Here is a 26186-nt window from a genome sequence, read left to right on the forward strand (position 1 = left end):
CACGGGGGCGTACGGAGATGACGATAAAGCGGTGAGCTGAACACGGACCCGAGTCGACGACGGCAGTGCTCGTCGACTGGCGAAATAGGGGTGAAGGGCTGCCGCGCGGTCGGTTGCCGCATGCGGAAGTCAGCCGTTTATCGCTCGTCGGGGACGTCCGTGGCTATGGCGTCTTCGACAGCCGGACCCCGTGCGGACATCTATCGGTCACACGGTCGGCGCTGGCAGAACCATGAAGGGGAACGGTCGGGCGCGTCAAGATGTGAACGCCGGATTTCTTCGGTGTGACCGCATTTCCCGTGACGGCCGGGTTCCCCTGCCCCGGTCGGACCTTGCCGCCGCGGGCTGGGTGATCGGGTCGGGCTCGCACTCTTGACGGGGCGAAGACCCGGAATGCTATCGTTAGCACCACGTGGCTGTGACAAAGTGAATTCGACGTGCCCCGGTATCCCGAGACCCGTTCCAGGGACGTACCGCGGCGCCCGCACCGACCACAAGTCGGCGAGCGCCGACGACACCCCACCCGAGCCCAGCGACCCCCTCCACCCCGCCCACGGCGGCCGACGGCCCTACGGACAGGCCGACGGCCGCCTCTCCGGGTGGCGATTCAGACCCGCTCATCGGATGCGACCGGACGTCACCGGCGGTCCGCGGCGGCCGCACGACTCTGCGAGGACGACCTGCCATGAAACCACCGAGCCGCCCCGGCACCGTGCTGCTCACCGACTACGCCTGGCCCGACGACTCCGTCGAACGGTCGGTCATCGAGGGGGCCGGCCACACCCTGGTGACCGGTCCCGCCGACCCCGCCTCCGCCGAGGCGATCGAGGAGCTGGTGGCCGAGCACCGGCCCGCCGGGATCCTGACCTGCTGGGCTCCCGTCTCCGCCACCGCGATCGGCACGTCGCCGGATCTGCGGATCGTGGCCAGGCTCGGGGTCGGCCTCGACAACATCGCCGTGGACGCGGCCACCGACCGCGGGGTGTGGGTCACCAACGTGCCGGACTACTGCGTGGAGGAGGTCTCCGACCACGCCGTCGGCATGGTGCTGGCCTGGACGCGCGGCCTGGCCGTCTCCGACCGGGAGGTCCGCGCGGGCCGCTGGGACCCCGCCGGCGCACGGCTGCGCCGACTGTCGACACTGACCTGCGGCGTCGTCGGATACGGGCGCATCGGGCGCGCCACCGTGCGCAAGCTCGGCGCGTTCGGCTGCCGGATCCTGGCCCACGACCCGTACCCGCCCAAGGATGCCCCCGGCGTGGAGATGGTGGGCCTGGAGGAGCTGCTGCGCCGCAGCGACGTGGTGATTCTCCATGTACCCCTCACGCCCGGCACACACCACGTCATCGGCGCCGAGCAGCTCGCGCTGATGCCGCCCGGCGGCCTGCTGGTCAATGTCAGCCGGGGTGGCCTGGTGGACACCGACGCGGTCGTCAAGGCGCTGGACGGCGGGCACCTCGACGGGGCCGCCTTCGACGTCCTGGAGACCGAGCCGCACGTCCCCGCCGGGCTGCTGGACCAGCCGGGCGCTCTGCTCACCCCGCACATCGCCTTCTCCTCCGACGCCTCGGTCACGGAGCTGCGCCGCCGCGCCGCCGAGGAGGTCGTACGGATCCTGGCGGGTGAGGCGCCGGCCCACGCCTGCAACACCCCTGGTCAGCCCGCCGGGGACCGGCGATGAGCCGGCCGCCCTTCGCGCAGACGGGCCCGGAACCCGCGCTGAGCGACTTCCTGACCGCCCACATGCTCGCCCGACCCGGTGAGGCCGCCCGTTGGACGCCGCTGACCGGCGGTGTCTCGTCCGACCTGTGGCGCGTGGACCTGCCGGGACGCTCCCTGTGCGTCAAACGCGCCCTGGCCAAGCTGAAGGTCGCCGCCGACTGGCAGGCACCGGTGTCGCGCAACGCCTACGAATGGGCGTGGATGCGGTTCGCGTCCGGGCACCGGCCTGACAGCGTGCCCGAACTGCTTGCCCACGACCCCGACGTCGGCCTCTTCGCGATGGCGTTCCTGCCCCCTGAGAACCACCCCGTGTGGAAGGCGGAGCTGCTGCGCGGCGAGGTGCGGGTGGCGACCGCGGCCGCCGTGGGGGAGCTGCTCGGCACCCTGCACGCGGCGAGCGCCGGCGATGCCGCCCTCGCCGCGGAGTTCGCGACCGACGACAACTTCCACGCGCTGCGCATCGAGCCGTACCTGCTGGCCACCGCTGCCGCACACCCCGGACTGCGCGACGTCCTCCAGGGCGTCGCCGACCGTACGGCCACGACGCGTCTGGCCCTGGTGCACGGTGACGTCAGCCCCAAGAACATCCTCGTCGGCCCGTCCGGGCCGGTGCTGCTGGACGCCGAGTGCGCCTGGTACGGAGACCCGGCCTTCGACCTCGCCTTCTGCGTCAACCATCTGCTCCTCAAGAGCCTGGTGGTGCCCGGCCACCGCGCCGATCTCCTGCGGTCCGCCCGGGTGCTGACCGAGGAGTACGTCCGGTGCGTCGACTGGGAGCCCCGGTCGGCCGTCGAGTCGCGGGCCGCGTCACTGTTGCCGGCGCTGCTGCTCGCGCGCGTGGACGGAAAGTCCCCGGTGGAGTACCTCACCGACGACCGGCACCGACTGTTCGTACGCACGGTGGCGTCGGCCCTGCTCCGCGCACCCGCTCCCACCGTGACGGACGTCCTGGACGCCTGGGCGACCGCGCTCGGGCCCTCGACCGAAGCGGGCAGCGGCCGCCCCGACTGACCCACCGGACCGCCGGGTCCGGCCGGACCCGGCGGATCCCACGGACATCATCCAGGAGAGACGTATGCGCAGAGTCGTCACCGGCCATGACGAGAACGGCAGGTCGGTCGTCGTCAGCGACGGCCCCGTCCCGCGCAGCCGGGAGTTCACCAGCCTGCCCGGCTGGGTCTCCCGCCTGCCTTGGGCCACCGAACCCGGCGAGCGGGTCAGCCGGACCGGACAGGACCCCACCCCGCAGGTCACCAGCCTCCTCCCGGCGCCCGGCGGCACCCGGTTCATCGTCCTGACCTTCCCGCCGGACACCGCGATGGCCGACCCGGCGTTCGACCCCGTCGCCTTCGACCGCGAACAGCGCGCGGACTCACCCGGCCTCGCGGACCTCATCGAGCCCGACGGCATGCACGCGACCCCGACCGTGGACTACGGCATCGTGCTGCAGGGCGAGATCGACCTCGAACTCGACGACGGCCGGTGCACCCGCCTCTCGGCAGGGGACATCGTGATCCAGAACGGCACCCGGCACGGCTGGCGCAACCGCGGCGACCAGCCGGTCACGATGGCCTTCGTCCTCATCGGCGCGGACCGCGACGGCTGACGCGGCAGGGGTTAGCTTCACGGTCCCCGTGCTCCGCCGGCCTCACGCTCCAACGCTCAGTCGTGCCACCGTTCTGTCGCTCCACTGCTCTGTTGCTCCACTGCCCTGTCGCGCTGCCTCCGGGGCGTGATGCCTCCCGGGCATGGTGCCTCCGGGGCATGGTGCCGCCGTGCGGTGCTTCGGCCGCCCACTCCTGCGCGGGGTGCGGCGGCCCGAGGTTTCTCTGCTCGCGTTCCGTCGACCGCCCCATCCCGCAGCGGGCGGCACCCGGGGTGATCGGCGAGGAACCCCCGACCGCCGTCAGCCGGTTGTCCCTGGCGCGTCCGGGCGGGCGAGCGTCTCCTGGGCGTACTGGAGGAAGGCGCGCGCCCGGTGGGTGGGGGTGACGTGTGCCGCGTGGGCGATCACGAGTTCGACGTCGTCCAGCGGGTCGCTGAGGCGCACGGAGGCCAAGGGGAGCCCCTCGACGCTGGTGTCGGTCGGCCACGTCTGGATGAGGGTCGCGAAGCCGAGACCGCGGGCGACCATGCTGCGGACCGCCTCGATGCTCGACGTCCGGTACCGGATGTTCGGCTGCGCCCCCGCGAGGGAGAACCAGTGGTCCGCGTTCTGCTGGGCCGGCGGTTCGGCGTAGACGATCAGGGGCTCGTCGGCCAGTTCGGCGAGCGAGACGGACTCACGCCCCGCCATCGGATGACCGGCGGACACGATGACGTAGGGACGGCTGGAGCGCAGGGTCGTACAGGACAGACCCGCCGGGGCGCCGAACGCGTACAACAGGGCCAGATCGCACGCTCCTTGGAGCAGGGCCTGGCGCATCTCGTCCAGCTGACCCTCGATCAGTTCGAGGTTGACCGCCGGATGGACCTGCGTGAACCCGTCCACCAGGCGGGGGACGAGGAACGGGGTCAGAGCCGCGTAACAGCCGATCGTCAGGCGCCCGGCCAGCCGGCCCTCCTCCGCCTGGGCGCTCGCCGTGAGTTCGTCGGCCTGCGCCAGCAACTCCTGGGCGCGCCCCAGGATCCGGTTGCCGGCCTCCGTGAGGAAGACTCCCTTCGCCCGGCGCCGTACCAGCAACTGCGCCCCGAGGCGGCGCTCCAGATCGGCGATCGCCGTGGAGATGCCCGCCTGGGAGGCATGGCACCGCACCGCCGCCGCGCTCATGGAGCCGGTGTCCGCGACCGCGACGAAGTACTCCAACTGGCGTAGGGAAAAACTGGCCGCCATTTCTCTCCTGCCGCTGTGGGAGTTCCTGATAAGCCTTATAAGAAAGTTTTGTTTTTCCTGGCTGTAACGCGGATGTCATTCTAGTCCGAAGTCGCCTTCCGAAAAAGGCTCGGTCGGCGGCCAGCCCTCGAACCACCAGCTAGGAGCCGTCATGACCACGCTTCTCGACCACGCGCAATCCCAGGAACGAGGAACCGGCGAAACTGTGCTGAGCCGTGTTCGCGCACTTCTTCCGGAGATCGCGGAACGTTCTGCCGAAGGTGAGAATGCCCGGGCCGTTCCGGCGCAGATTGTCGCCGCTCTGCGCGAGGCGGGCGTATTCCGGATGGCCCTGCCCGCGGCGTGGGGCGGAGAGCAGCTCGGGCTGGTGGAGGGTGCCCGGGTGGTGCGGGAGATCGCCCGGGCCGACGGCTCGACGGGCTGGACCGTCCAGGCCGCCTCGATGGCCTGGTACTTCCTGCGGTCGCTGCCCCGGGAGACGCTGGAGAACGAGGTGTTCGCGGGCGGTGCCGACCTGATGCTCCGCGGAGCGGTGGCTCCCAAGGGCCTGGCGACGCCGGTGCGCGGCGGCTATCGGCTCAGTGGCCGCTGGCCGCTGGCGAGCGGACCCTTCACCCCGGACTGGATGCTCGGAGGCTTCCTGGTCGAGGGGGCGCCTCCGCTGCCGGACGGCCGCCAGGACATGCGGGTGGCACTGTTCAGGCCCGAGCAGGTGACGTTCCTCGACACGTGGGACGCGGTCGGTCTGCGTGCCACGCAGAGCACCGACTTCACGATGGACGACGTCTTCGTGCCGGAACACCACACGGGGCCGATGTTCGGCGACAACAACATCCCCGCCCCCCTCTACGACCTGCCGTACTCCCCGACGGGGGCCTCGCACGACGCCGTCGTCCTCGGTGCCCTGGACGGTGCGCTCGCCGATCTCGCCGCCCTCGCCGCCACCAAGCGGCCCGCGTTCAACCCCAGGGCACTGCTCGGCGAGGACCCGGTGTTCCAGGAGAGGTTCGCCGAACTGCACGTGCGTACGGCGGCCCTGGCGGCCCTGTCGGAACACACCGGACGCGTCGTCATGGACCGTGCCCTCGCCGGAGAGGAGCCCACCCCGGCCGAGTGGTTCACCTACACCGGCAGTACCCAGCACATCCACCACGACGGCATCCGGATCCTCAACGAGATCATGACCCTCTCCGGCAGCGCGGGCCTCTACAGCAGCAGCTCACTGCAGCGCCGCTGGCGGGACGTCCGCTGTGTCTCCCAGCACGTGGTCGGCAACAACGGGGCGATGCGGAAGCTGGGCGCGGCCCTGTCGGGCCAGAACTGACGCCTGCCGCCGCCTGTTCGCTCGAAACGCCGCCCGCCCCGATCCGGGCCCGCACCGAGAACCCTCCTCACCCTTCCGGGAGAAACCCATGTACACGTCACTCACCCCCGACCCGCGGCAAGCGGGCACGGGCTCCGCGGCAAGGCCCTCGCACTCCACCCCGCGACGCCGGACGGGTGGTCTGCGATGAGCCCTCTCCACGCGACCCCGGCCGACCCCGCCCTGCTGCGCCAGGCCTTCGGCTGCTTCCCCTCCGGGGTGACGGCCGTGTGCGCACTCGACTCCGGCAGCCCGGTGGGCATGGCGGCGAGCACGTTCACGCCGGTCTCCCTGTCACCCGCTCTCATATCGGTCTGTATGCAGGACACCTCGACGACCTGGCCCAGACTGCGTCAGCGGTCCAGAGTGGGCGTGAGCGTGCTCGCCGAGGGGCAGGACGAGATCTGCCGGTCACTGGCCGGCACGGGCGCCGACCGGTTCGCGGGCGTCGACTGGGACGCGGACGAGGACGGCGGTGTCTACATCCACGGCGCCAGTCTCCGGCTGAACTGCTCCCTGTACGCCGAGCTGCCCGGCGGCGACCACACGATCGTGCTCCTCGAGATCCACGGCCTGCGGGCCGAGCCCGACCGGGAGCCCCTGGTGTTCCACAACAGCCGGTTCAGGCGCCTGGCCGTCTCCTAGACAGGTGCCACCGCGGCGCTCGCGACGCCCGCCCGGCCCCGACCCCCCGGAGCTCACCCGCGGCGACCCGACTCGCCGCGGGTGAACGTTGTCGCCGACGCGGCCCTCTGTCCCCACGGCTACGAGGTCGTCCCGGGCGGCCGCTCAGAGCCAGTCCCGCCGCTTGAAGACGACGTACAGGCCGGTGCAGACCACCGCCATGAGGACGATGGCGAAGGGGTATCCGAACACCCAGTGCAACTCGGGCATGTGCTCGAAGTTCATTCCGTAGATCGTCCCGACCAGCGTCGGGGCGAACAGGATCGCCGCCCAGGACGAGATCTTCTTGATCTCCTCGTTCTGCTCGAACCCCGCCTCCGCCAACGCCCGCATCTCCGCGTTCTGTTGCTGGGTGACCAGGGTCGCGTTGACGGTGAGGATGTCGGTGAGGGCCTGGCGGAAGCCGTCGACGCGTTCGCTGGTGTGGGTGACGTGGTCGGCGACATCCCGCAGGTAGCGCTGGAGTTCCTCGTCCGTGCCGTACTTGGCGAAGCCGGCGATCAGGGAGTGCAGCATGCCGACGAGGGGGCGGGTGGCCCGCTGGAACTCGACCATCTCGCGGGAGAGTTCGTAGATGCGGCGGGAGACCTCGGGGTCCCCGCGGAAGACCTCCGTCTCGATCTCGTCGATGTCGTTCTGGACACCCGACACGACGGGCGCGTAGCCGTCGACGACCGCGTCCAGGATGGCGTACAGCACCGCCTCCGGGCCCAGTCCCAGCAGTTCCGGTGTCTGCTCCATGCGGTGGCGTACCGCCGAGAGGTCCGGGGCGGCGCCATGGCGGACCGTGATGACGAAGTCGGGGCCGACGAACACGTGCAGTTCGCCGAAGTCGACCTCCTCCGGGGCGTCGAGGTAGCGGGCCGCGCGCAGGACGACGAAGAGGGTGCCGCCGTAACGCTCCAGCTTCGGGCGCTGGTGGGCCTCCATCGCGTCCTCGACGGCCAGCGGATGCAGGTCGAACTCCGCAGCCAGGGAGAGGAGTTCGGCCTCGGTGGGGCGGGCCAGGCCGATCCACGCCATGCCGGAGGGCTGCTCGCGCAGTTCGCGGAAGGTGTCGGCGAGGGTGGCGGGGGCGGAGACGCGGACCCCGTCCCGGTACAGGGCCGCCTGGACGATGCTCGCCGGTTCCGGTTCGCCACCGGACGCCTCGGCACGTGCCGTCACCCGGTCGTCCGGGTGCTGCGCGGGCGGCGGAGTCAGAGCCCGGCGCCAGGCGGACTTCTTCGGGTTCTTTCGCTCGGGCATCGCGGCTGCCTCTCGGGTCGAGCCAACGGCTGCGTGATCACGGAGCAGGATATACGCGGCATTTGTACGGGGCGTTCGGCATGGGCCCCAAGCCGGTTCGTGGCGCCGGTTCGTGGAGTCGGCTTGTGGCGCCGGTTCGTGGAGTCGGCTTGTGGCGCCGGTTCGTGGAATCGGCCCGTGGCACCCGTTCGTGGCGCCCGTTCACATGCCGGTTCGTGTTGCCCCTTCGGTGAACCGCGAGAGTTGCGGACAGAACATGTCCGCAAGCCTCGCTAGCGTACGCGGTATGACGAAGACGACGACGGCCCCCGTGCTCGGCAACCGCGCCCTCAACCGCGCCACCCTCGACCGGCAGCTGCTCCTTCGCCCCGCGTCGATGTCCGCCAAGGTGGCCGTAAAGCATCTCCTCGGCCTGCAGGCACAGAACGTGAAGCCGCCGTACTACGCCCTCGCCGCCCGCCTCGAAGGCTTCGCCCCGGCGGAGCTGTCCGGTCTGATGGCGGATCGTGAGGTCGTCCGCATCGTCAGTATGCGCTCGACGATCCACACGCACACCGCCGACGACTGCCTCACCCTCCGCCCCCTGGTGCAGCCCGCCCGGGACCGTGAACTCACCCAGTTCCGCAAGGGGCTTCAGGGTGTCGACCTCGACCGGCTCGCCGACCTCGCCCGCGAGCTCGTCGAGGCCGAGCCGCGCACCATGAAGCAGTTGCGCGAGGCTCTGCTCGTCGAGTGGCCGGACGCCGACCCGCAGGCCCTCGCCATCGCCGCCCGCTGCAAGCTCCCACTCGTCCAGGTCACCCCGCGCGGCTTGTGGGGTCGTAGTGGCCAGGTCGCCCTCACCACCGCCGAGCACTGGCTGAATCGGCCCGCCCAGCCCACCCCCGCCCCCGACGCCACCGTGCTGCGCTACCTCGCCGCCTTCGGGCCCGCGTCCGTCAAGGACATGCAGACCTGGGCCGGCCTGACCCGGCTGCGCGAGGCCTTCGAACGTCTCCGGCCGGGCCTGGTGACCTTCCGCGACGAGCACGGCGTCGAGCTCTTCGACCTCCCGGACGCGCCCCGCCCCGACGCGGACACCCCCGCACCGCCGCGCTTCCTGCCCGAGTTCGACAACCTGCTGCTCTCCCACGCCGACCGCACCCGGGTCGTTCCGCCCGAGTACTACGGCCGCACCTGGCAGGGCAACCAGGCCCACTGCACGCTCCTCGTCGACGGCTTCCTGGCCGGCGTGTGGAAACTGGAGGGCGACGCGCTCGTCGTGGAGCCCTTCGGCCGGCTCACCGGGGCACAGCGGGAGGAGGTCCGCACGGAGGGGGAGCGGATGCTGACGGTGATGCACCCCGGGACGTCGTACGACATCCGCTTCGGGACCGTCGTACGGTAACCGTCACCTCATGCCGCGACCCGGCTGATGTCAGCCGGGTCGCTCTGGGCCACAGACATGGACAGGGGGCGTTGCGGGCCGCTCGTGGAGGCCCGCAACGCCCCCTGGTTCTCTCACCTGAGGTGGGGTGCTCAGGAGAACTCCGGGGTGAGGTCGAGCCCTACGAGTTGACCTGCGTGGTCACCAGGCTCGAGAAGGTGGTCAGGCGGGTGTAGACACCCGGGTAACCGGCATCGGCGCAGCCCTCGCCCCAGGAAGTGATCCCTGCCAGGACGCCCCCGATGAGCAGGGGACCGCCGCTGTCGCCCTGGCAGGTGTCGACGCCACCGGAGGTGTATCCGGCGCAGACCATGTCGCTCGCGACGAAGCTGGAACCGTAGGAGCTCGCGCAGCTGGAGTTGGAGACGATCGGCACCGTCGCGGTGCGCAGCTGGTTGGAGGAGCTGCCGTTCGCGGAGGTGGTGCCCCAGCCGACGATGCGGGCGGTGGTGCCGGCCGCGTACACGGAGGTGTTCGAGGAGGAGACGTAGGAGGCCGTGGTGTACGGCATCGACGTCGACAGCGTCAGGACGGCCACGTCGTCGCCGTTGGTGGCGTCGGTGTAGCTCGGGTGGATCCAGATCTTGCTGACCCGGCTGACCGTGCCGTTGGTGCCGTTGCGGTAGGTGCGCCCGCCGACGACTCTGACGCTGCTGGTGGTCTCGCCGACCATACAGTGGGCCGCGGTGACGACCTTCGTGGCCGAGACCAGGGTGCCGCCGCAGAACTGGCTCTGCGAGGCGTCCGTGATCTGCATCATGAACGGGTACGAGGTCGTGGTCGTCGTCGAACCGCCGACGATGGGCTGCGGGGCGGCGACGGCGGCCGGAGCACTGACCAGAGCGGTCGCGGCAGCGGCGGTGGCCGCGAGCGCGGCAGCGGTCTTCTTGGCGCGGTTGAGCCCGAACATGAGTCTCCTCATTGGGAATTGCCGGTGGGGGGTCGCACGGGTGTGGGGGTGGTGCACGGGGGTCGCGGGACCGACCCCCGTGTGCCCGAGCGAGCGGCACACCCATAAGCTAGAACCCGGAAGACGCCCTTCCCAATGAGGGAACCCCCTAGGCGAGTTGGGCAGGGATAACCCTCGGTCGGCCCCCATCAAACCCGCCCGGCCGGTGAACCTGCCGGGTCCTCACTTCGTACGACGGCCCGCCGCGAGTCTGACGATGTCGACCCGCGATCGGATCCCGAGCTTGCGGTAGACCCGGGTGAGGGTCGCCTCGACCGTCTTGACGCTGATGAACAGCCGCGCGGCGATCTCCCGGTTGGTGGCGCCCTCCATGACGAGCGCGGCGACCTGACGTTCCATCGAGGCGAGGGAGTCCAGCGCGTCGAGGGCGGGGGCCGGCGCCGCGACCGGCTCGGCCGGTGCCGGCACCGCGGCCGCCTCGGCCCGGCGCAGCCAGGGCAGCGCACGGCAGCGCCGGAACAGCCGGGCGGCCTCGTCGTAGGAGGTCGGCCCCGGGCGGTGGGTGCGCAGCGCGGCCAGCGCGAAGGCGGCACGGGCCTCCTCCAGGCCGTAGCCCAGCTTGCCGAGCCGGTCCTGCGCCGACGTCAACTGGCTCAGAGCGGCCTCGTGTTCACCCCGCCGGGCCCGCACCAGCGCCTCGGCCCGGTCCAGCACGGCCAGCACGCTCTCCCGGCCCAGCCGCAGCGCGTGTGCGCGGGTCACGGCGATGACGTCCTGCGCCTCCGCGGGCTCGCCGACCCTGACGAGGGCCTCGGCGAGGTCGGCGTGCCAGCGGCCGCGTGCCGGGTCGGTGATGCCGAGCCCCTGCTCCAGCTCCCGCACCCGGCGCAGCGAGGCGACGGTCCCCTCGGCGTCCCCGGCCACCAACTGGGCGTGTCCGAGGGCGGCCAGGGCGCGGGAGACGTACATCTGGTCGCCCTCCTCCTCGGCGTGCTGCACCGCTTCCCGGGCCAGCGCCAGGGCCCGGTCCACGTCCCCGCCCGAGGCCTCCGCGAACGAGGTGAGCAGCGCTGAGGCCACCCTGCCGATGCCGGTGTCGCGGGCCGTCCGCAGGCTCTCGCGGGCCAGGTCGAGGGCGCGGCCGCAGTGCCCGGAACGCAGTTCGGTCTCGGCGAGCAGGCGCAGGAAGTGCACCTCGCTCTCGACCATGCCGCGTCGCCGTGCCTCGCGCAGCAGCGCGGTGACGGTGGTGCGGGCCTCGGTCAGCTGGTCGCTCATGAGCAGCCAGCGGAACCGGGCCAGGCCCGGGCCGTTGTGGTGGCAGGCCACCTGCGGGTCCTGGGGCTCCCTGAGGGCCCGCTTGATGGTCACGGGGGCGTCCGGGTGGCCCATCAGCGTCTCGGTCTGGGCCTGGAAGGCGAGCGCCAGGAGTTCGGTGCGCCGGTCGCCGGCCCGGGCGGCCAGCTGTGCCGCGTGCGCGGCCTCCTCCCGGCCCTGCGCGAAGTCGCCCTGCACGACTAGGCCGCGCCAGGCCAGCTGGTAGTGGACCAGGGCGAGCAGCCCGGGGTCCTCGCCCGCGTCGGCCAGGGCCTGTGGGAAGGCTGCGTCGACGTCGCCGAGGGCCTGGCCGGCCGCCTCGATGACGACCATCCAGGCCCGCACCCGGTCCGCCGGCACGGTGGCCCGGGTCAGCACGTCGCGGGCGATGTCCCGCGCGAGGTCCACCTCGCCGGCGGTGATGGCGTCCTCGGCGGCCTGCAACCGCCGCTCGTCCGGGCCGGGCACGCCGTCGGCCGGGGTGTGCCGGGCGGCGAGCAGTCCGAGCGAGGCGGCCACCGAGGGCGCCCCGCGGTCCCGGGCCTGCGCCGCCGCCTCGGCGAGACTCGCGGCCACCTCCGGGTCGGTGCCGGAGGTGGCGAGCGCCAGGTGCCTGGCCCGTTCGATGGGGTCGGAGGCCGCCGTGGACAGCGCGGCGTGCGCGGCCCGCCGGTCCAGTGCCGGGGCCTCCGCGTACAGCGCGGCCGAGATCAGCGGATGCGCGAACCGCACGGTGGGGCCCTCGGGTTCCGTCGCGAGCAGGCCGAGGGCGGCCGCCTGGGCGGTCTCTGCCTCGGCGTTGTGCCGGCCGGCCGCGTGCAGAAGGGCCAGGGTGGGGCGCGCGCCCGCGCTGGCCACCAGCAGGGTGCGGCGGACCTCGGCCGAGACCATGTCCAGGCGGCTGAGCACCAGGGCCCGCAGCGAGGTGGGCACGTGCAGCGGCTCGCCCGGCCGGGGCGGGGTGGGATCCTCGGCGAGTGCGCGGCCGAGTTCGAGGGCGAAGAGCGGGTTGCCGCCGCTGGTGCGGTGGATGTCCCGGACCGTGGAGCGGGGCAGGCCGGTGTAGCCGCGGTGGTCGAGGAGCGCGGACACCTGGGTGCGGGAGAGCGGGTTGAGGCGGACGGCGAGACTGTCCGGTGGCAACGCGCGTAGATGGTGGTCGTACTCCTGCCCGTCGGTCCGTACCGCGCACAGCAGCTGGACCGGGGTGTCGCCGAGGCGGCGGGCGGCGAAGCCGAGGAGCTCCGCGCTCGCCGGGTCCAGCCACTGCAGGTCGTCCGCGACCACCAGGACGGGGCCCTCGGCGGCGAGGGCGCGCAGCACGGACAGGACGGCCAGACGCAGGGCCAGCCCGTCGCGCTGGAGGGTGGACTCGCCGCGGCCGGTGAGGGCCGATTCCAGTGCGGTGCGCTGGGCGGCGGGCAGCCGGTCGGACACCTCGTCCACGACCAGCCCGAGCAGGTCGGCGAGCGCCAGGAACGGGAGATGGGATTCGGACTCGGTCGACGAGCAGCGCAACACGGTCCTGGCCGCGCCGGAGTAATCCGCGGTCAATGCCCGCAGCACGGTCGACTTTCCTATTCCGGCCGGGCCGTGGAGCAGCACGCTGCCGCCGTCGGCCAGCCGCTCACGGGCCCCCGCGAACAGCTCCTCCCTGCCGATCACCAGGTCGGGGCGGCATCTGGCAGGCTCCTCGAAGTCCCGTCGCACGGTCACCGCTCCCCTCCGTGTGTCGTGTCCTGGCCAATATTAGGCAACAGGCTTTGGAATTCGGCCGGGCGACGTGGTGAGGGAAATAACAGCGGCAGGCATAGAGAAATTCACAGGTTCGGCGCATGAATGAAACGTCGACGCTGTCAGGGCAGCAACCCCGCCCTGCGCGCGGCGACGACAGCCTCCCCGCGGGTACGCGCCCCGAGCCTGCGCATGGCCGAGCGCAGGTATCCCTTCACCGTCTCGGCGGTCACCCCCAACCGCTCGGCGGCCGCCGCGTTGGTGGCCCCCGCGGCGACGCAGGCCAGCACGTCCACCTCCCGGGGCGTCAGCCCCACCTCCCGCGCCGGCCCGGTGCCCGGGGACGTCAGCAGCCCGCACGCCGCCAGCAGTTCGCCCCGCAGCGCCTCGTCGGAGATGCGCGGCGCGAGTGCCCGCAACGCCGCGTGCGCCTCCCGCACCTGCTCCCAGGCGGAGCCGTCCGCCGAGGGCCGCGCCGTATCCACGCCCGCCGCCGCCACCAACCCCCGCGTCTCGTCCCGCAGACCCCGCGCCTCCTCCCGCAGCACCAGCGCCTGCTCGACGTCCCGCGCGGCCGCCACCGCCGCCGTGAGAACGCGGTCGCCCAGCGGCCGGGCGTCCCGCAGGGCGCCGTACAGCACCCCGCACACCCGGCGCCGTACGACGACGGGCACCGCCACCACCGAGCGCAGCCCCTCCGCGCTGACCGCGGCGTCGTACTCGTGGCTGATCTGCCGTGAGGAGGAGTAGTCCGTGACGGCGCACGGCCGGGCGAGCGCGACCGCCTTGCCGCCCAGTCCGTTGCCGGAGGTCACCGCGAGGGCGCTCAGGGCGCGCGTGGCGGTGCCGTTCAGCTCACTGATCCGCATCTGCCGTCGGCCCGGCTCGACCAGACCGCCGAAGGCGACCGGGAGCCCCGTCGTGCGCCGCAGCCGTACCAGCGCGCGCCGGATCTCCACCGACGCCGTTCCCTCTGCTGCCACGAACTCGCTCCTTCACCGCGGCACACACCCCCGTTCGGGGGTAGTGAGACCTGCATCACGGATTACACGATGGCAGAGAGCCGCCCGGCAATGGTCCGGCACCGAGGAGGACAGATGACGACGGCGACCGCGACGGAGCTCTTCCGCAGCGCGCGGGACTTCCTGCTGGAACACCGCGAGGACTACGCCACGGCGTACGCGGGCTTCCAGTGGCCCCGCCCCCGGTACTTCAACTGGGCGCTCGACTGGTTCGACGAGATCGCGGACGGGAACGACCGGACCGCGCTGCACATCGTCGAGGAGGACGGCTCGGAGATCCGGCTCTCCTTCGCCGAACTGTCCGAGCGGTCCGACCGGCTCGCCAACCTGCTGCGCGAGCGCGGGGTCGGCGCCGAGGACCGGATCCTCGTCATGCTGGGCAACCAGGTCGAGCTGTGGGAGACGGCCCTGGCCGCCATGAAGCTGCGGGCCGTGGTCATCCCGGCCACCCCGCTGCTGGGCCCCGCCGACCTGCGGGACCGGGTGGAACGCGGACAGGTGCGCCACGTCCTGGTCAGGGCCGAGGACACCGCCAAGTTCGACGACGTGCCCGGCGACTACACGCGCACCGCCGTCGGCGGGGTGCCGGAGGGCTGGCAGCCCTACGAGGACGCGTACGCCGCCTCGGCCGAGTTCCTGCCCGACGGGCCGACCCTCGCCGACGACCCGCTGATGCTGTACTTCACCTCCGGTACGACGGCCCGCCCCAAGCTCGTGGAGCACACGCACGTCTCCTACCCGATCGGCCACCTGGCGACCATGTACTGGATCGGCCTCAAGCCCGGTGACGTGCACCTGAACATCTCCTCGCCGGGCTGGGCCAAGCACGCCTGGTCCAACCTGTTCGCGCCGTGGAACGCGCAGGCTACGGTCTTCCTCTACAACTACACGCGCTTCGACGCGTCCCGGCTGATGGCGGAGATGGACCGCGCGGGCGTGACCACCTTCTGCGCCCCGCCCACCGTGTGGCGCATGCTCATCCAGGCCGACCTCACCCAGCTGCGCACGCCGCCGCGCGAGGCCGTGGCCGCCGGCGAGCCCCTCAACCCCGAGGTCATCGACCAGGTCCGCCGGAGTTGGGGCGTGACCATCCGGGACGGCTTCGGCCAGACCGAGACCGCAGTCCAGGTCTCCAACAGCCCGGGCCAGCCCCTGAAGACCGGCTCCATGGGCCGCCCCGGCCCCGGCTACCGCGTCGAACTCCTCGACCCGGTCTCCGGCGCGCCGGGCGCGGCCGAGGGCGAGATCGCGCTCGATCTGTCGGCCCACCCGGTCGGCCTGATGACGGGCTACCACGGCGACGCCGACCGTACGGCGGAGGCGATGGCCGGCGGCTACTACCGGACCGGGGACATCGGCGCACGCGACGCCGACGGCTACATCACCTACGTCGGACGGGCCGACGACGTCTTCAAGGCCTCCGACTACAAGATCAGCCCCTTCGAGCTGGAGAGCGCCCTGCTGGAACACGAGGCGGTGGCGGAGGCGGCCGTCGTCCCCGCGCCGGACGAACTGCGGCTCGCCGTCCCCAAGGCCTATGTGGTGCTGGCGGAGGGCTGGGAGCCGGGACCCGACACCGCGAAGGTCCTCTTCGAGCACGCCCGGCAGGCCCTCGCGCCCTACAAGCGCGTCCGCCGCCTGGAGTTCGCGCCCCTGCCCAAGACCGTCTCCGGCAAGATCCGCCGCATCGAGCTGCGCGAGGCCACGGCCGCCGGGTCCGACGCCGAGTACCGCGAGGAGGACTTCCGATGAGCCAACCGTCGTACACGCACGGCACGAGCGGGACACCGCTGCTCGGCGACACGATCGGCGCGAACCTGGACCGGGCCGTGGCGGCCTGGCCGGACCGTGAGGCACTGGTCGACGTGCCGTCCGGACGACGCTGGACGTACGCACGGTTCGGGGCGGACGTCGAGCAGCTGGCGGCCGCGCTGCTCGGCGCCGGGGTGGCCAAGGGCGACCGGGTGGGCATCTGGGCGGTCAACTGCCCGGAGTGGGTGCTCGTCCAGTACGCCACCGCCCGCATCGGCGCGATCATGGTGAACATCAACCCGGCCTACCGCACCCACGAGGTCGAGTACGTCCTCGGCCAGGCCGGCGTCTCGCTGCTGTTCGCCTCGCTCGGCCACAAGAGCAGCGACTACCGGGCGATGGTCGAACAGGTGCGGGGAAAGTGCCCCGGGCTGCGCGAGGTCGTGTACATCGGCGACCCGAGCTGGGAGGCGCTGCTGCGGCGCGGCACCCCCGGCACCCGCCCCGAGGACCTGTCCTGCGACGACCCGATCAACATCCAGTACACCTCGGGCACGACCGGCTTCCCGAAGGGAGCGACGCTCTCCCACCACAACATCCTCAACAACGGTTACTTCGTGGGCGAGACGCTCTCCTACACCGAGCAGGACCGGATCTGCATCCCCGTGCCCTACTACCACTGCTTCGGCATGGTGATGGGCAACCTGGCCGCCACCTCGCACGGCGCCTGCATGGTCATCCCGGCCCCGTCCTTCGACGCCGAGGCCACGCTGGAGGCCGTCCAGCAGGAGCGCTGCACCTCCCTGTACGGCGTCCCGACGATGTTCATCGCGGAGCTGAACCTCCCCGGCTTCGCCTCCTACGACCTGTCCTCCCTGCGCACCGGCATCATGGCGGGCTCGCCCTGCCCGGTGGAGGTCATGAAACGGGTGGTCGCCGAGATGCACATGGCGGAGGTCTCCATCTGCTACGGCATGACCGAGACCTCCCCGGTGTCCCTGCAGACCCGCCGCGACGACGACCTGGAGCACCGCACGGCCACCGTCGGCCGCGTCCTGCCGCACATCGAGGTCAAGGTCGTCGACCCGGCCACCGGTGTCACCCGGCCCCGTGGCGCGGCGGGCGAGTTGTGCACCCGCGGCTACAGCGTGATGCTCGGCTACTGGAACGAACCCGCGAAGACCGCCGAGGCGGTCGACCCCGGCCGCTGGATGCACACCGGCGATCTGGCGGTGATGCGCGAGGACGGGTACGTCGAGATCGTCGGCCGCATCAAGGACATGATCATCCGGGGTGGCGAGAACATCTACCCGCGCGAGATCGAGGAGTTCCTCCACACCCACCCGAAGATCGCGGACGTCCAGGTCGTCGGCGTCCCCCACGAGCGGTACGGCGAGGAGGTGCTGGCCTGCGTGATCGCGCGCGACGCGGCCCGGCCGCCGACGCTGGAGGAGGTGCGGGCCTTCTGCGAGGGACGGCTCGCGCACTACAAGATCCCGAGCCGGCTCGAGATCCTGGACTCCTTCCCCATGACCGTCTCGGGGAAGGTGCGCAAGATCGAACTGCGGCAGAAACACGCGGCGGACGGCTGACGGGTCGGTCAGACTGTCGCGATGATCGGCAGACGCACCACCTACCGCATGGCGGACGGCATACGGGTACCCGGGACCTGGCGGCACGTCTTCATCCACAACTTCGACTACCACCTGACCGACCTGTTCATCTACGCCGACGGGCTCGTCGACTGCTGGGGCCTGGTCACCCTGGAGCAGTTCGAGGAGAAGCTGCGGTCCGGGTGGGTCGCCACCGAGCTTCCCGAGGGTGCCGTCGCCTCCGGTCACGAACTCGCCGGCTGGACGTTCGCCGAGCCGCGCACCTGGCTCACCCCCGAGCTGCTGCTCGCCGAGGTGCGCGACACCGTGGACCAGCTCAACGGGCGGCCCGACTCTACGGACCGCTGCCTGGCCGCCGTCGACGCGTTCCTCGCCGACCGGACGGAGGAGAGGCGGGAGGCGGCCCGCGACGCCTATCTCGCGATCCCGCGCACGCGGCGCCACTACGCGCTCGGCGACATGGACCGCAAGGACTGGCCGCTGCAGGTCCTCGTCGCGGGACCGGGCGGCCGCACGTACCGGCCCGAGGACAAGGTGGTCACGCAGGAGTGGTACGACGAGGCCGTCCGCTACTTCGAGAACCGGGCGAAGCTGTTCTCCGAGCGGTCCGAGCGGGTCCCGGCGGACGGCCCGGTGACCCCGACGGCTCCCGCAATCCAGCTCTACGAGAGCTACCCGCTGAAGCCGTCCGACGACCCGGACGCCAGGGCCCTGCGCAACAACTACCCGGCCCCCGTCGACGTCGACGGGGTCACCTACCCCTCCGTCGCCCACGCCTACTGGGCCCTGTCGACGTCCGACCCCGACGTCCGCAGCGCGATCGCCGAGGCGGAACAGGCCTACGCCGCCCAGCAGTTGGCCGCCGACGCCCCCAGGCGCGAGGGCTGGGAGCAGGCCCGTACCGCGGTCATGACCCGCCTGCTGCGGGCCAAGTTCGCCCAGCACCCGGCCCTGGCCCGGATCCTGCTGGCCACGGACGACGCGACGATCGTCTACGACGACGGCGACTCGGGCTACTGGGGCGACAACGGCGGCCGCGGCCGCAACTGGACCGGCCGCCTCCTCGAACTCGTCCGCTCCGAACTGCACGCCGAGAGCACGGGGATCGGCACGGCCTAGGGCCGCGGTGACGCCGGCCGGGCGCCGTCCGGCAGGCGCATGCAGACCCGGGGCCAGCGGTCCAGGCCCAGCTCCCGCTCATGGGCGCGGATCTTCCGCAGACCGGGGGTGAGTTCGGCCTCCTCCAGCACGCGGAAGCCGAGGCGCGCGTAGTACGGCGCGTTCCACGGCACCTGAGTGAAGGTGGTGAGCGTGAGGCCGGCCAGGCCCTCCTCGCGGGCACGGTCGGCGGCGTACGCGAGGAGGGCCCGGCCGACGCCCCGGCGGGCCGCGTCGGGACGGACGGAGACCTGCTCGACGTGCAGGGCGCCGTCCACCGGTTCGCAGACGAGGTAGGCGACCGGTGCGTCAGCGTCGTCCACCGCGACCCACGCGCGGCCCTCCCGGCGGTATCGCTCCAGGACGTCTGGGGCGGGTGGCTCGTCGTCGGCGACCGCCGCCATGCCGAGGTCGCGGAAGGGGGCGCCGGCGGCGCGCTCGATGTCCTGGAGCAGCGGGAGCTCGTCGGCGGTGACGGGACGGATGGGCATGGGCCGAGTGTCGGCCGTGCGCTCCCGCGGCGCGACCGGATTTCAGGCCCCCGCCGCGTCCAGCTCGTCCGCGTGCGCGTTCACCGCCTGCGGGGTGCCCGTGAGGTCCAGTACGAACAGCGGGACGCCCAGGGCGTCGGCGCGGGTGCGGGCGTCGGGGGAGTAGCCGGCGAGGGAGAAGTAGACACAGCTCGCGGACTCCGTCATGGCCGTCAGCCACAGGCACTCCACGTCCCGCCGGGACGCCGGGCGCACGGTGGGCTCGACCTGGGCCAGCAGCCCGGCCGCGGCGAGCCCGATGCCCGCCGGAGGCCGCTGGTCGGCACGGCGGATGTTCCGGTAGCCGAGCCAGCGCAGGTACAGGGCCGCCGCGGTGACCGCGTCGCGGGCGGTACGGATCGCGACGGGCTGGAAGGCACGGCGACGGACCGGGGCGGCGGCCTCGGGGCTCGGGACGGCGGACGTCGTGGCCACCGGGACGCGCAGGACCGTCCCGCACCCGCAGCCCAGCTCGGGGTACGGCCACTGGCTGTCGCGGCCGCAGTCGGCGCACCGCACGGTGACCCACTCCTCGTCCCAGGCGCGGTGGGCGACCGCGGTGGCCGTCCCGTGCCCGTCGAGCGCCGGGGCGACGGGCGCCCCGCACACGCACGGGTAGGAGGGTGCCTCGTAGAAGTGCTCGCGTCTGCAGGCCGGGCAGCGCACCGACACGCTCTCGGACATGGCCCCCATCGTCCTCCAGCCGACCCCCGTTTGTCCTTCTCTTGACGGCCTTGGCCCACCCACTTACATTACTTCCAGATAGTAGAAAATACTTTCCGCAATGTGGAAACAGTGCGGGAGGGAAGACACGGGAAGTGCTCACCGCGGGGCGCGACGGGAGTGCGGATCCGACAGCCGAAGCAGGAGTACTCGATGGCTCGAATGACCGCTGCCCGCGCGGCAGTTGAGATTCTCAGGCGCGAGGGCGTCACCGACGCGTTCGGTGTCCCGGGCGCGGCGATCAACCCGTTCTACGCCGCGCTCAGGGCCTCCGGTGGAATCCACCACACCCTCGCCCGCCACGTGGAGGGCGCCTCGCACATGGCCGAGGGCTACACCCGTGCCCACCCCGGCAACATCGGCGTCTGTGTCGGCACCTCCGGTCCGGCCGGCACCGACATGATCACCGGCCTGTACTCGGCCATCGGCGACTCCGTCCCGATCCTGTGCATCACCGGCCAGGCCCCGACCACCGTGATCCACAAAGAGGACTTCCAGGCCGTCGACATCGCCTCCATCGCCAAACCGGTGACGAAGATGGCGGTCACGGTGCTGGAGGCCGCACAGGTCCCCGGCGTCTTCCAGCAGGCCTTCCACCTGATGCGCTCCGGCCGTCCCGGCCCGGTCCTGATCGACCTGCCGATCGACGTCCAGCTGACGGAGATCGAGTTCGACCCGGACACCTACGAGCCGCTTCCGGTCTACAAGCCGGCCGCCACCCGCGCCCAGATCGAGAAGGCGATCGGGATGCTGAACGCGTCCGAGCGCCCGCTGATCGTCGCCGGTGGCGGTGTCATCAACGCCGATGCCTGCGAACTCCTCGTCGAGTTCGCCGAGTTGACCGGGACCCCGGTGGTGCCGACCCTGATGGGCTGGGGAGTCCTGCCCGACGACCACGAGCTGAACGCCGGCATGGTCGGCCTGCAGACCTCGCACCGCTACGGCAACGCGACCTTCCTGGAGTCCGACTTCGTCCTCGGCATCGGCAACCGCTGGGCCAACCGCCACACCGGCAGGCTCGACGTCTACACGGCCGGACGGAAGTTCGTCCACGTCGACGTCGAACCCACCCAGATCGGCAGGATCTTCGCGGCGGACTACGGCATCGCGTCCGACGCCAGGGCCGCGCTGGAGCTGTTCGTCGCGGTGGCACGGGAGCTGAAGGCCGCCGGCCGGCTGCCCGACCGCTCCGACTGGGCCGCCGCCGCGCAGGAGAAGAAGGCGACCCTCCAGCGCCGTACGCACTTCGACGACGTCCCGATCAAGCCGCAGCGCGTCTACGAGGAGATGAACAAGGCCTTCGGACCGGAGACCCGGTACGTCTCCACCATCGGCCTTTCGCAGATCGCCGGCGCCCAGATGCTGCACGTCTACCGGCCGCGCCACTGGATCAACTGCGGACAGGCGGGCCCCCTGGGCTGGACGATCCCGGCCGCGCTCGGCGTCGCGAAGGCCGACCCCGAGGCGCAGGTCGTCGCCCTCTCCGGCGACTACGACTTCCAGTTCATGATCGAGGAACTGGCGGTCGGCGCGCAGCACAAGATCCCCTACGTCCACGTCCTCGTCAACAACTCCTACCTGGGCCTGATCCGCCAGGCGCAGCGGGCGTTCGACATCGATTTCCAGGTCAAGCTGGAGTTCGAGAACATCAACTCGCCCGAGCTGGGCGTCTACGGCGTCGACCATGTCAAGGTCGCCGAGGGCCTCGGCTGCAAGGCGATCCGGGTGACCGACCCGGCCGAACTGGGCGCGGCCCTCGAGCAGGCGAAGAAGCTGGCCGCCCGGTTCCAGGTGCCGGTGGTCGTCGAGGCGATCCTGGAGCGCGTCACCAACATCTCGATGTCGACCACCAACGACATCGGCAACGTCGTCGAGTTCGAGGAGATCGCCACCGAGCCGGGGCACGCCCCGACCTCGATCAGGACGCTGAAGGTCTGACGCCGGTCCTCAGCCGTCCAGGGGCGGCCCATCCGTGGATGGGCCGCCCCTCGCGGTGGGTGCCACGACCCGGAGCGGTGCGCCGTCGGTGGGTGCGGAGCCCGCCGCCCCCGTGCCGGCGGGCCCCGCCTGATGAGAATGTGCCCGGACCCGGGGGCTGGTGAAGCCTCCCGGGCCCGGTTCAGAGGTGGATTTGAGGATTCCGTAGCCCACGTACGTCCGGTGACGTACGTGGGTCGTGCGGGGAGGTGTGCCCGCGCTGCGGGGCTCACTCCTCATGGTGGTCGGACAGCCCCGGCCAGTCGTCGGGGCCGCCGCCCTGCCATTCGACGATGTCGCTCTCCTCGACCTCGACCTGGTCGAGGTCGGCCAGCCGCAGGAGCTCGACGACGTCGTCCAGGTGGGAGGCGACCCCGAGGTTCTCGTCGTCCCGGGTGACGCGGCGGGAGCCGTCCAGGGCGGGGGCGTGGACCACGATGTGCGGGTGCTGCGCGGGGTGTGCTGGAGGTGCCATGCCTTCAGGCTCCTGCGGGCGCCGGGGATCCGCACCCCGGCGGCCGCCCCGCGCTCGTGACGGAACGCCGAGAGCGCCGGTGCGGAACGGTCCGCGTCCGGCGCTCGTCGTCGATCTGGGACCGCGGCGGCTGCGACGGAGCCCCGAGGCCCTTCCCTCAGGTCGAGAAGGGGGTCCGGGTCCTTCACCACCGCACTGGCTCGCACGCCGCCGCGGTCCGTTCCCTGCCCGTGCCCGGTACCGGTCGACCACCCCTCATCCGGGTCGCCGGCGGTCGGGCGCGGTCAGGGAGCTCGAGCTCAGTCCTCGCGCAGGGCGCGGACCGCCTCCTCCACGCGCCTGCCGTACTCCGGGTCGGCGGCGTGGAAGTGGGTGAGGTTCTTCTCGATCACGGCATCGAGGGAGACCTGGGACAGGCCACCGGCGATGTTCGCGACCAGCCGGGACCGCTCCTCCTGCGACATCAGCCGGTACAGCTCGCCCGCCTGGAAGAAGTCGTCGTCCTTGGTGTGGAGGGGAGCCTCGTGGGTGCCTGTCCAGCCGTCCACCGCCAGCGGGGCCGACAGGGGCCGGCCGGTCTCGGCAGGGCCGTCGTACGAGTTGGGCTCGTAGTTCCTGGCCGCGCGGCCCTGGGAGTTGGAGGCCATGAGGCCGTCCCGGCCGTGGTTGCTGACCGGCGCGGCCTTCGGGGCGTTCACCGCGAGCTGGGTGTGGCGTGCACCGCGCGCTCCGGGACGCGCTCGCGGTTGAAGCGGGCGAGCTTCTCCACGAGGTGCTGGTCCTGGAGGAGGAGCGGGCCGCCGGCGCCGGCGGAGGCTGAGTTCTGGTTGTCGGCGACCGGGGCGCCGGACTCGGTGGTGAGCACGCGCTTCGACATCGTGGACCTTCCGTACGAGAGTCAGCGGAGTCTTCGGAAAAGTGCTTCCGCTTCGTGGAGCCTGGGTTTGGGGCGATCTGGACGTCAACAATTTGTTGAAGTGGATTCCGGGCGGCGCCGACGCCTGGGCGCGACAGGACAGATGTCAGCGCCGACGCCGCCCGGGGCTTGGGGAAGGGCGTCAGATCCGGGCGCCGGACAGGCGCTCCACCGCCCGCAGCAGGGCCGAGTGGTCGAGGCCGCCGTCACCCTGCGCGCGCAGGCCGGCGACCAGCTGGGCGACCACGGCGCCGACGGGCAGGGCCGCGCCGACGTTGCGGGCGGCGTCGGTGACGATGCCCATGTCCTTGTGGTGCAGGTCGATACGGAAGCCCGGCTTGAAGTCGCGGTGGAGGAAGTTGTCCTTCTTGCGCGTCAGCACGGTGGAGCCGGCGAGGCCGCCGTTGAGGACGTCGAGGGCCGCTTCCAGGTCCACGCCCGACTTCTCGAGGAAGACCACGGCCTCGGCGCACGCCTGGATGTTCACGGCGACGATCAGCTGGTTGGCGGCCTTCACGGTCTGGCCCGAGCCGTGCGGACCGCACAGCACGATGGTCCTGCCGAGCGCCTCGAAGATCGGCGCCGCCTGGTCGAAGTCGGCCTGGGCGCCGCCCACCATGATGGACAGCACGGCCTCGATCGCGCCGGCCTCACCGCCGGACACGGGCGCGTCCAGGACACGGATGCCCCTGTCCGCCGCCGCCTTGGCGAGGTCGACCGAGGTCTGCGGGGTGATGGAGGACATGTCGATCAGCAGCGCGCCGGCCCTGACGTTCTCCAGGATGCCGTCCGGGCCGTACGCGATGGCCTCGACCTGCGGTGAGGCGGGCACCATCGTGATCACGACGTCGGCGTCCCGGACCGCCTCGGCGATCGAGCCGGCCGCGGTGCCGCCGGCCGCGGTCAGGCGGTCGAGCTTGTCCTGCTCCAGGGTGAAGCCGGTGACGTCGTAACCCGCCTTGACCAGGTTCTCGGACATCGGGGAACCCATGATGCCGAGGCCTATCCAGGCGATCTTGGGGAGGTTCGTGCTCATGAGGGTGCCTCTCTGACTGCTGTTCTACGTCTGTGGGTCGCCACTCAGCGGGCGGCGCGTGCCTCGGCCGGCAGCCAGTCGAACGCCTCCGCGCTCGGACGGTCGCCCGGCTTGTACTCCAGGCCGACCCAGCCCTCGTAACCGGCCTTCCGGAGCTGGTCGAGGAGGTCTTCCAGGGGAAGCGAGCCAGTGCCCGGCGCCCCGCGCCCGGGGTTGTCGGCGATCTGCACGTGGCCGGTCTTCGAGGCGTACCGCTCGATCACCGACGGCAGGTCCTCGCCGTTCATCGACAGGTGGTACAGATCCATCAGGAACCGCGCGTTGCCCAGCCCCGAGGCCTCGTTGACCTTGTCGACGATCCCCACCGCGGCGGGGGCGCTCACCAGTGGATACCGCGGCGACTCGGGCTTGTTGAGGGCCTCGATCAGCAGGATCGCGCCGATCCGGTCGGCGGCCCGGGCCGCGAGGACCAGGTTCCGCAGGGCGAGCGCGTCCTGCTCGGCCGGGTCCACGCCCTCGACGCGGTTGCCGTACAGGGCGTTGAGCGCCGTGCAGCCGAGGGACTCGGCGAAGTCGGCGGCCACGTCGATGTTGGCGCGGAAGCGCTCCGACTCCTCGCCGGGGACGGACAGGGCGCCCCGGTCCGGTCCGGGCAGCTGTCCGGCGTAGAAGTTCAAGCCGGTGAGCCGGACGCCCGCGTCCTCGATCGCCCCCTTCAGGGCGTCGAGCTCCGACCGCTCGGGCGTGGGGGAGTCGGTCCAGGGCCACCACAGCTCGACCGCGGTGAAGCCGGCCGCGGCGGCGGCCGCGGGGCGCTCCACAAGCGGGAGTTCCGTGAAGAGGATCGACAGGTTGACGTTGAAGCGCTGGCCTGCGGCGGTGCTCGACTCAAAACCTGGCATCGGGTGCGGCGCTCCCTTCCGTGTGATTGCTTTTTCCGTATTACGGAAGTTTGTTTCTGCTTAATGGAAGATTGCCGTCGGGGATCGGAGCTTGTCAAGAGGGCTCGGCGGAAAACGGCACCGCGCGTTAGGTTGTGCGCGTGCGATTGCGAGTGGAGTTCACGACCGAGCCCTTCGACCTCGACGAGGCGCCCGCGCACGCGGTGGTGGCCCGGGAGGTCATCGAGGCGGCCGAGCTGGACGCGGTGGACGTCGGTCCGTTCGGCAACACGGCGGAGGGTGGCTCCGAGGCCGTGCTGACCGCCGTGGACGCCCTGCTGCGCCGGACCCTGGAGTCCGGCGCCACCCGGATCTCGCTCCAGCTCAACGTGCTCGACGAGAGCGTGCTCGACGAGGGCGTGGGCGGGGAGGGTGGGAAGTGACCGGCACCGGGGACGAGCCCTTCATCGCGGCCGTGAAACCGCTGGTCGACGCGATGGGGGGCGAACTGCTCCCGCCGGACGAGGCCGGCCCCGACGACGTGGTGCTCGCCTGGGAGGGTGCCGACGTGGTCGCCGTGCGTCTGCCGCAGCTCGCCGACTCCCTCGATCACATCCTGGCCGCCATGGAGCGCAAGAAGGGCAGGCCCCTGGCCGACCTGGACCGCAAGGCCAAGCAGGAGGTGGTGCGCATACTGGAGGCGCGCGGCGCCTTCTCCGTACGGCACGGCGTGGAGACCGTGGCCGGTGCGCTCGGCGTGAGCCGCTTCACGGTCTACAACTACCTCAACCGTGAGAAAGAGGGCTGAGCGGGCCGCTGGGCAGTCCGCGGGGCCGCCCCGGTCCCGTAACCCGGAATTTTCAACA

The 26186-nt window shown here is 71.8% G+C and carries 23 protein-coding genes and 1 pseudogene; 12 read left to right on the plus strand and 12 right to left on the minus strand.

Going from position 1 to position 26186, the window contains the following annotated elements; translation table 11 throughout:
- The first annotated feature begins 685 nt into the window (after nucleotides 1–685).
- The 3 genes from AQJ84_RS01855 to AQJ84_RS01865 all read left to right on the plus strand — a co-directional run bounded on the left by AQJ84_RS01855 (nucleotide 686) and on the right by AQJ84_RS01865 (nucleotide 3328).
- Entirely contained in the window at nucleotides 686–1681 is a 996-nt protein-coding gene (locus tag AQJ84_RS01855; RefSeq protein WP_030043649.1) for a C-terminal binding protein, read from the plus strand.
- The gene (locus AQJ84_RS01860; protein WP_030043650.1) at nucleotides 1678–2733 is read left to right on the plus strand and encodes a phosphotransferase family protein; all 1056 of its coding nucleotides are present in this window, start codon (nucleotides 1678–1680) and stop codon (nucleotides 2731–2733) included. The genes AQJ84_RS01855 and AQJ84_RS01860 overlap by 4 nt, the downstream gene beginning before the upstream one ends.
- A 64-nt stretch (nucleotides 2734–2797) precedes the next feature.
- Nucleotides 2798–3328: a cupin domain-containing protein gene (locus AQJ84_RS01865; protein ID WP_030043651.1), complete on the plus strand. Its 531-nt coding sequence runs from the start codon at nucleotides 2798–2800 to the stop codon at nucleotides 3326–3328.
- A gap of 300 nt (nucleotides 3329–3628) precedes the next feature.
- On the opposite strand, the gene AQJ84_RS01870 is transcribed toward AQJ84_RS01865, so the two are convergent.
- Nucleotides 3629–4555 (minus strand): LysR family transcriptional regulator, encoded by a 927-nt coding sequence (locus AQJ84_RS01870; protein ID WP_063753175.1) that lies wholly within the window; start codon nucleotides 4553–4555, stop codon nucleotides 3629–3631.
- Nucleotides 4556–4706: 151 nt separating this feature from the next.
- Between AQJ84_RS01870 and AQJ84_RS01875 the strand changes: the two genes are divergently transcribed.
- Nucleotides 4707–5879, plus strand: a complete 1173-nt coding sequence (locus AQJ84_RS01875; RefSeq protein ID WP_053192322.1) for an acyl-CoA dehydrogenase family protein — start codon at nucleotides 4707–4709, stop codon at nucleotides 5877–5879.
- A gap of 186 nt (nucleotides 5880–6065) precedes the next feature.
- Nucleotides 6066–6563: a flavin reductase family protein gene (locus tag AQJ84_RS01880; RefSeq protein ID WP_030043655.1), complete on the plus strand. Its 498-nt coding sequence runs from the start codon at nucleotides 6066–6068 to the stop codon at nucleotides 6561–6563.
- Nucleotides 6564–6707: 144 nt separating this feature from the next.
- Here AQJ84_RS01880 and AQJ84_RS01885 read toward each other — a convergent pair whose 3' ends face one another.
- Nucleotides 6708–7850, minus strand: a complete 1143-nt coding sequence (locus AQJ84_RS01885) for a magnesium and cobalt transport protein CorA (RefSeq protein WP_030043656.1) — start codon at nucleotides 7848–7850, stop codon at nucleotides 6708–6710.
- A gap of 286 nt (nucleotides 7851–8136) precedes the next feature.
- On the opposite strand from AQJ84_RS01885, the gene AQJ84_RS01890 reads away from it, so the two are divergent.
- Entirely contained in the window at nucleotides 8137–9237 is a 1101-nt protein-coding gene (locus AQJ84_RS01890) for a winged helix DNA-binding domain-containing protein (protein ID WP_059198791.1), read from the plus strand.
- 160 nt (nucleotides 9238–9397) lie between these two features.
- Here the strand turns inward: AQJ84_RS01890 and AQJ84_RS01895 are convergent, their stop codons facing one another.
- The 3 genes from AQJ84_RS01895 to AQJ84_RS01905 all read right to left on the minus strand — a co-directional run bounded on the left by AQJ84_RS01895 (nucleotide 9398) and on the right by AQJ84_RS01905 (nucleotide 14220).
- Nucleotides 9398–10186: a S1 family peptidase gene (locus AQJ84_RS01895; RefSeq protein ID WP_030041681.1), complete on the minus strand. Its 789-nt coding sequence runs from the start codon at nucleotides 10184–10186 to the stop codon at nucleotides 9398–9400.
- Nucleotides 10187–10408: 222 nt separating this feature from the next.
- Complete coding sequence (locus tag AQJ84_RS01900) at nucleotides 10409–13219, minus strand: helix-turn-helix transcriptional regulator (RefSeq protein WP_053192196.1); 2811 nt, start codon at nucleotides 13217–13219, stop codon at nucleotides 10409–10411.
- 140 nt (nucleotides 13220–13359) lie between these two features.
- Nucleotides 13360–14220, minus strand: coding sequence for a helix-turn-helix transcriptional regulator (locus AQJ84_RS01905; protein ID WP_053192194.1), 861 nt, complete (start codon nucleotides 14218–14220; stop codon nucleotides 13360–13362).
- Nucleotides 14221–14334: 114 nt separating this feature from the next.
- On the opposite strand from AQJ84_RS01905, the gene AQJ84_RS01910 reads away from it, so the two are divergent.
- From AQJ84_RS01910 to AQJ84_RS01920, 3 genes are read left to right on the plus strand one after another with little or no spacing between them, the layout of a single operon-like run.
- Nucleotides 14335–16011, plus strand: coding sequence for an AMP-binding protein (locus AQJ84_RS01910; RefSeq protein WP_030041678.1), 1677 nt, complete (start codon nucleotides 14335–14337; stop codon nucleotides 16009–16011).
- Nucleotides 16008–17603: an AMP-binding protein gene (locus tag AQJ84_RS01915; protein WP_030041677.1), complete on the plus strand. Its 1596-nt coding sequence runs from the start codon at nucleotides 16008–16010 to the stop codon at nucleotides 17601–17603. Before AQJ84_RS01910 ends, AQJ84_RS01915 begins: the two co-directional genes overlap by 4 nt.
- 21 nt (nucleotides 17604–17624) lie before the next feature.
- The gene (locus tag AQJ84_RS01920; RefSeq protein WP_053192192.1) at nucleotides 17625–18743 is read left to right on the plus strand and encodes an NADAR family protein; all 1119 of its coding nucleotides are present in this window, start codon (nucleotides 17625–17627) and stop codon (nucleotides 18741–18743) included.
- On the opposite strand, the gene AQJ84_RS01925 is transcribed toward AQJ84_RS01920, so the two are convergent.
- Nucleotides 18740–19273: a GNAT family N-acetyltransferase gene (locus AQJ84_RS01925; RefSeq protein ID WP_053192190.1), complete on the minus strand. Its 534-nt coding sequence runs from the start codon at nucleotides 19271–19273 to the stop codon at nucleotides 18740–18742. The two genes, AQJ84_RS01920 and AQJ84_RS01925, sit on opposite strands and share 4 nt — an antisense overlap.
- Nucleotides 19274–19315: 42 nt before the next feature.
- Nucleotides 19316–20005, minus strand: coding sequence for a hypothetical protein (locus AQJ84_RS01930; RefSeq protein ID WP_053192188.1), 690 nt, complete (start codon nucleotides 20003–20005; stop codon nucleotides 19316–19318).
- A gap of 183 nt (nucleotides 20006–20188) precedes the next feature.
- On the opposite strand from AQJ84_RS01930, the gene gcl reads away from it, so the two are divergent.
- Entirely contained in the window at nucleotides 20189–21973 is a 1785-nt protein-coding gene (gene gcl, locus AQJ84_RS01935; RefSeq protein WP_030041675.1) for a glyoxylate carboligase, read from the plus strand.
- A 268-nt stretch (nucleotides 21974–22241) separates the two neighbouring features.
- Here the strand turns inward: gcl and AQJ84_RS01940 are convergent, their stop codons facing one another.
- The 5 genes and pseudogenes from AQJ84_RS01940 to AQJ84_RS01960 all read right to left on the minus strand — a co-directional run bounded on the left by AQJ84_RS01940 (nucleotide 22242) and on the right by AQJ84_RS01960 (nucleotide 25341).
- A complete protein-coding gene (locus AQJ84_RS01940) occupies nucleotides 22242–22487 on the minus strand; it encodes a hypothetical protein (protein WP_030041674.1) in 246 nt (81 codons plus the stop codon).
- Between the two features lie 299 nt (nucleotides 22488–22786).
- Nucleotides 22787–23209, minus strand: a pseudogene (locus tag AQJ84_RS41940) (catalase-related domain-containing protein); the annotation flags it as partial.
- A complete protein-coding gene (locus AQJ84_RS41945) occupies nucleotides 23182–23364 on the minus strand; it encodes a catalase (RefSeq protein WP_030041672.1) in 183 nt (60 codons plus the stop codon). The gene AQJ84_RS41945 and the pseudogene AQJ84_RS41940, both read right to left, overlap by 28 nt.
- A gap of 181 nt (nucleotides 23365–23545) precedes the next feature.
- On the minus strand, nucleotides 23546–24439 hold the full coding sequence (locus AQJ84_RS01955) for a 2-hydroxy-3-oxopropionate reductase (RefSeq protein WP_030041671.1): 894 nt from the start codon (nucleotides 24437–24439) through the stop codon (nucleotides 23546–23548).
- 44 nt (nucleotides 24440–24483) lie between these two features.
- Nucleotides 24484–25341: a TIM barrel protein gene (locus tag AQJ84_RS01960; RefSeq protein WP_030041670.1), complete on the minus strand. Its 858-nt coding sequence runs from the start codon at nucleotides 25339–25341 to the stop codon at nucleotides 24484–24486.
- Between the two features lie 140 nt (nucleotides 25342–25481).
- Between AQJ84_RS01960 and AQJ84_RS01965 the strand changes: the two genes are divergently transcribed.
- Both AQJ84_RS01965 and AQJ84_RS01970 read left to right on the plus strand, forming a co-directional pair.
- On the plus strand, nucleotides 25482–25763 hold the full coding sequence (locus AQJ84_RS01965; RefSeq protein ID WP_078632030.1) for a hypothetical protein: 282 nt from the start codon (nucleotides 25482–25484) through the stop codon (nucleotides 25761–25763).
- Nucleotides 25760–26128, plus strand: coding sequence for a helix-turn-helix domain-containing protein (locus AQJ84_RS01970; protein WP_030041668.1), 369 nt, complete (start codon nucleotides 25760–25762; stop codon nucleotides 26126–26128). The genes AQJ84_RS01965 and AQJ84_RS01970 overlap by 4 nt, the downstream gene beginning before the upstream one ends.
- Nucleotides 26129–26186 lie beyond the last annotated feature (58 nt).

The sequence above is a fragment of the Streptomyces resistomycificus genome (assembly GCF_001514265.1).
GTDB classification, from domain to species: domain Bacteria; phylum Actinomycetota; class Actinomycetes; order Streptomycetales; family Streptomycetaceae; genus Streptomyces; species Streptomyces resistomycificus.

Excerpts from the sequence above, each read along its gene's own strand:
- AQJ84_RS01855 (WP_030043649.1), top strand. The coding sequence starts at position 686 with ATGAAACCACCGAGCCGCCCCGGCACCGTGCTGCTCACCGACTACGCC.
- AQJ84_RS01860 (WP_030043650.1), top strand. The coding sequence starts at position 1,678 with ATGAGCCGGCCGCCCTTCGCGCAGACGGGCCCGGAACCCGCGCTGAGC.
- AQJ84_RS01865 (WP_030043651.1), top strand. The coding sequence starts at position 2,798 with ATGCGCAGAGTCGTCACCGGCCATGACGAGAACGGCAGGTCGGTCGTC.
- AQJ84_RS01870 (WP_063753175.1), bottom strand. The coding sequence starts at position 4,555 with ATGGCGGCCAGTTTTTCCCTACGCCAGTTGGAGTACTTCGTCGCGGTC.
- AQJ84_RS01875 (WP_053192322.1), top strand. The coding sequence starts at position 4,707 with ATGACCACGCTTCTCGACCACGCGCAATCCCAGGAACGAGGAACCGGC.
- AQJ84_RS01880 (WP_030043655.1), top strand. The coding sequence starts at position 6,066 with ATGAGCCCTCTCCACGCGACCCCGGCCGACCCCGCCCTGCTGCGCCAG.
- AQJ84_RS01885 (WP_030043656.1), bottom strand. The coding sequence starts at position 7,850 with ATGCCCGAGCGAAAGAACCCGAAGAAGTCCGCCTGGCGCCGGGCTCTG.
- AQJ84_RS01890 (WP_059198791.1), top strand. The coding sequence starts at position 8,137 with ATGACGAAGACGACGACGGCCCCCGTGCTCGGCAACCGCGCCCTCAAC.
- AQJ84_RS01895 (WP_030041681.1), bottom strand. The coding sequence starts at position 10,186 with ATGTTCGGGCTCAACCGCGCCAAGAAGACCGCTGCCGCGCTCGCGGCC.
- AQJ84_RS01910 (WP_030041678.1), top strand. The coding sequence starts at position 14,335 with ATGACGACGGCGACCGCGACGGAGCTCTTCCGCAGCGCGCGGGACTTC.
- AQJ84_RS01915 (WP_030041677.1), top strand. The coding sequence starts at position 16,008 with ATGAGCCAACCGTCGTACACGCACGGCACGAGCGGGACACCGCTGCTC.
- AQJ84_RS01920 (WP_053192192.1), top strand. The coding sequence starts at position 17,625 with ATGATCGGCAGACGCACCACCTACCGCATGGCGGACGGCATACGGGTA.
- AQJ84_RS01925 (WP_053192190.1), bottom strand. The coding sequence starts at position 19,273 with ATGCCCATCCGTCCCGTCACCGCCGACGAGCTCCCGCTGCTCCAGGAC.
- AQJ84_RS01930 (WP_053192188.1), bottom strand. The coding sequence starts at position 20,005 with ATGGGGGCCATGTCCGAGAGCGTGTCGGTGCGCTGCCCGGCCTGCAGA.
- gcl (WP_030041675.1), top strand. The coding sequence starts at position 20,189 with ATGGCTCGAATGACCGCTGCCCGCGCGGCAGTTGAGATTCTCAGGCGC.
- AQJ84_RS01940 (WP_030041674.1), bottom strand. The coding sequence starts at position 22,487 with ATGGCACCTCCAGCACACCCCGCGCAGCACCCGCACATCGTGGTCCAC.
- AQJ84_RS41945 (WP_030041672.1), bottom strand. The coding sequence starts at position 23,364 with ATGTCGAAGCGCGTGCTCACCACCGAGTCCGGCGCCCCGGTCGCCGAC.
- AQJ84_RS01955 (WP_030041671.1), bottom strand. The coding sequence starts at position 24,439 with ATGAGCACGAACCTCCCCAAGATCGCCTGGATAGGCCTCGGCATCATG.
- AQJ84_RS01960 (WP_030041670.1), bottom strand. The coding sequence starts at position 25,341 with ATGCCAGGTTTTGAGTCGAGCACCGCCGCAGGCCAGCGCTTCAACGTC.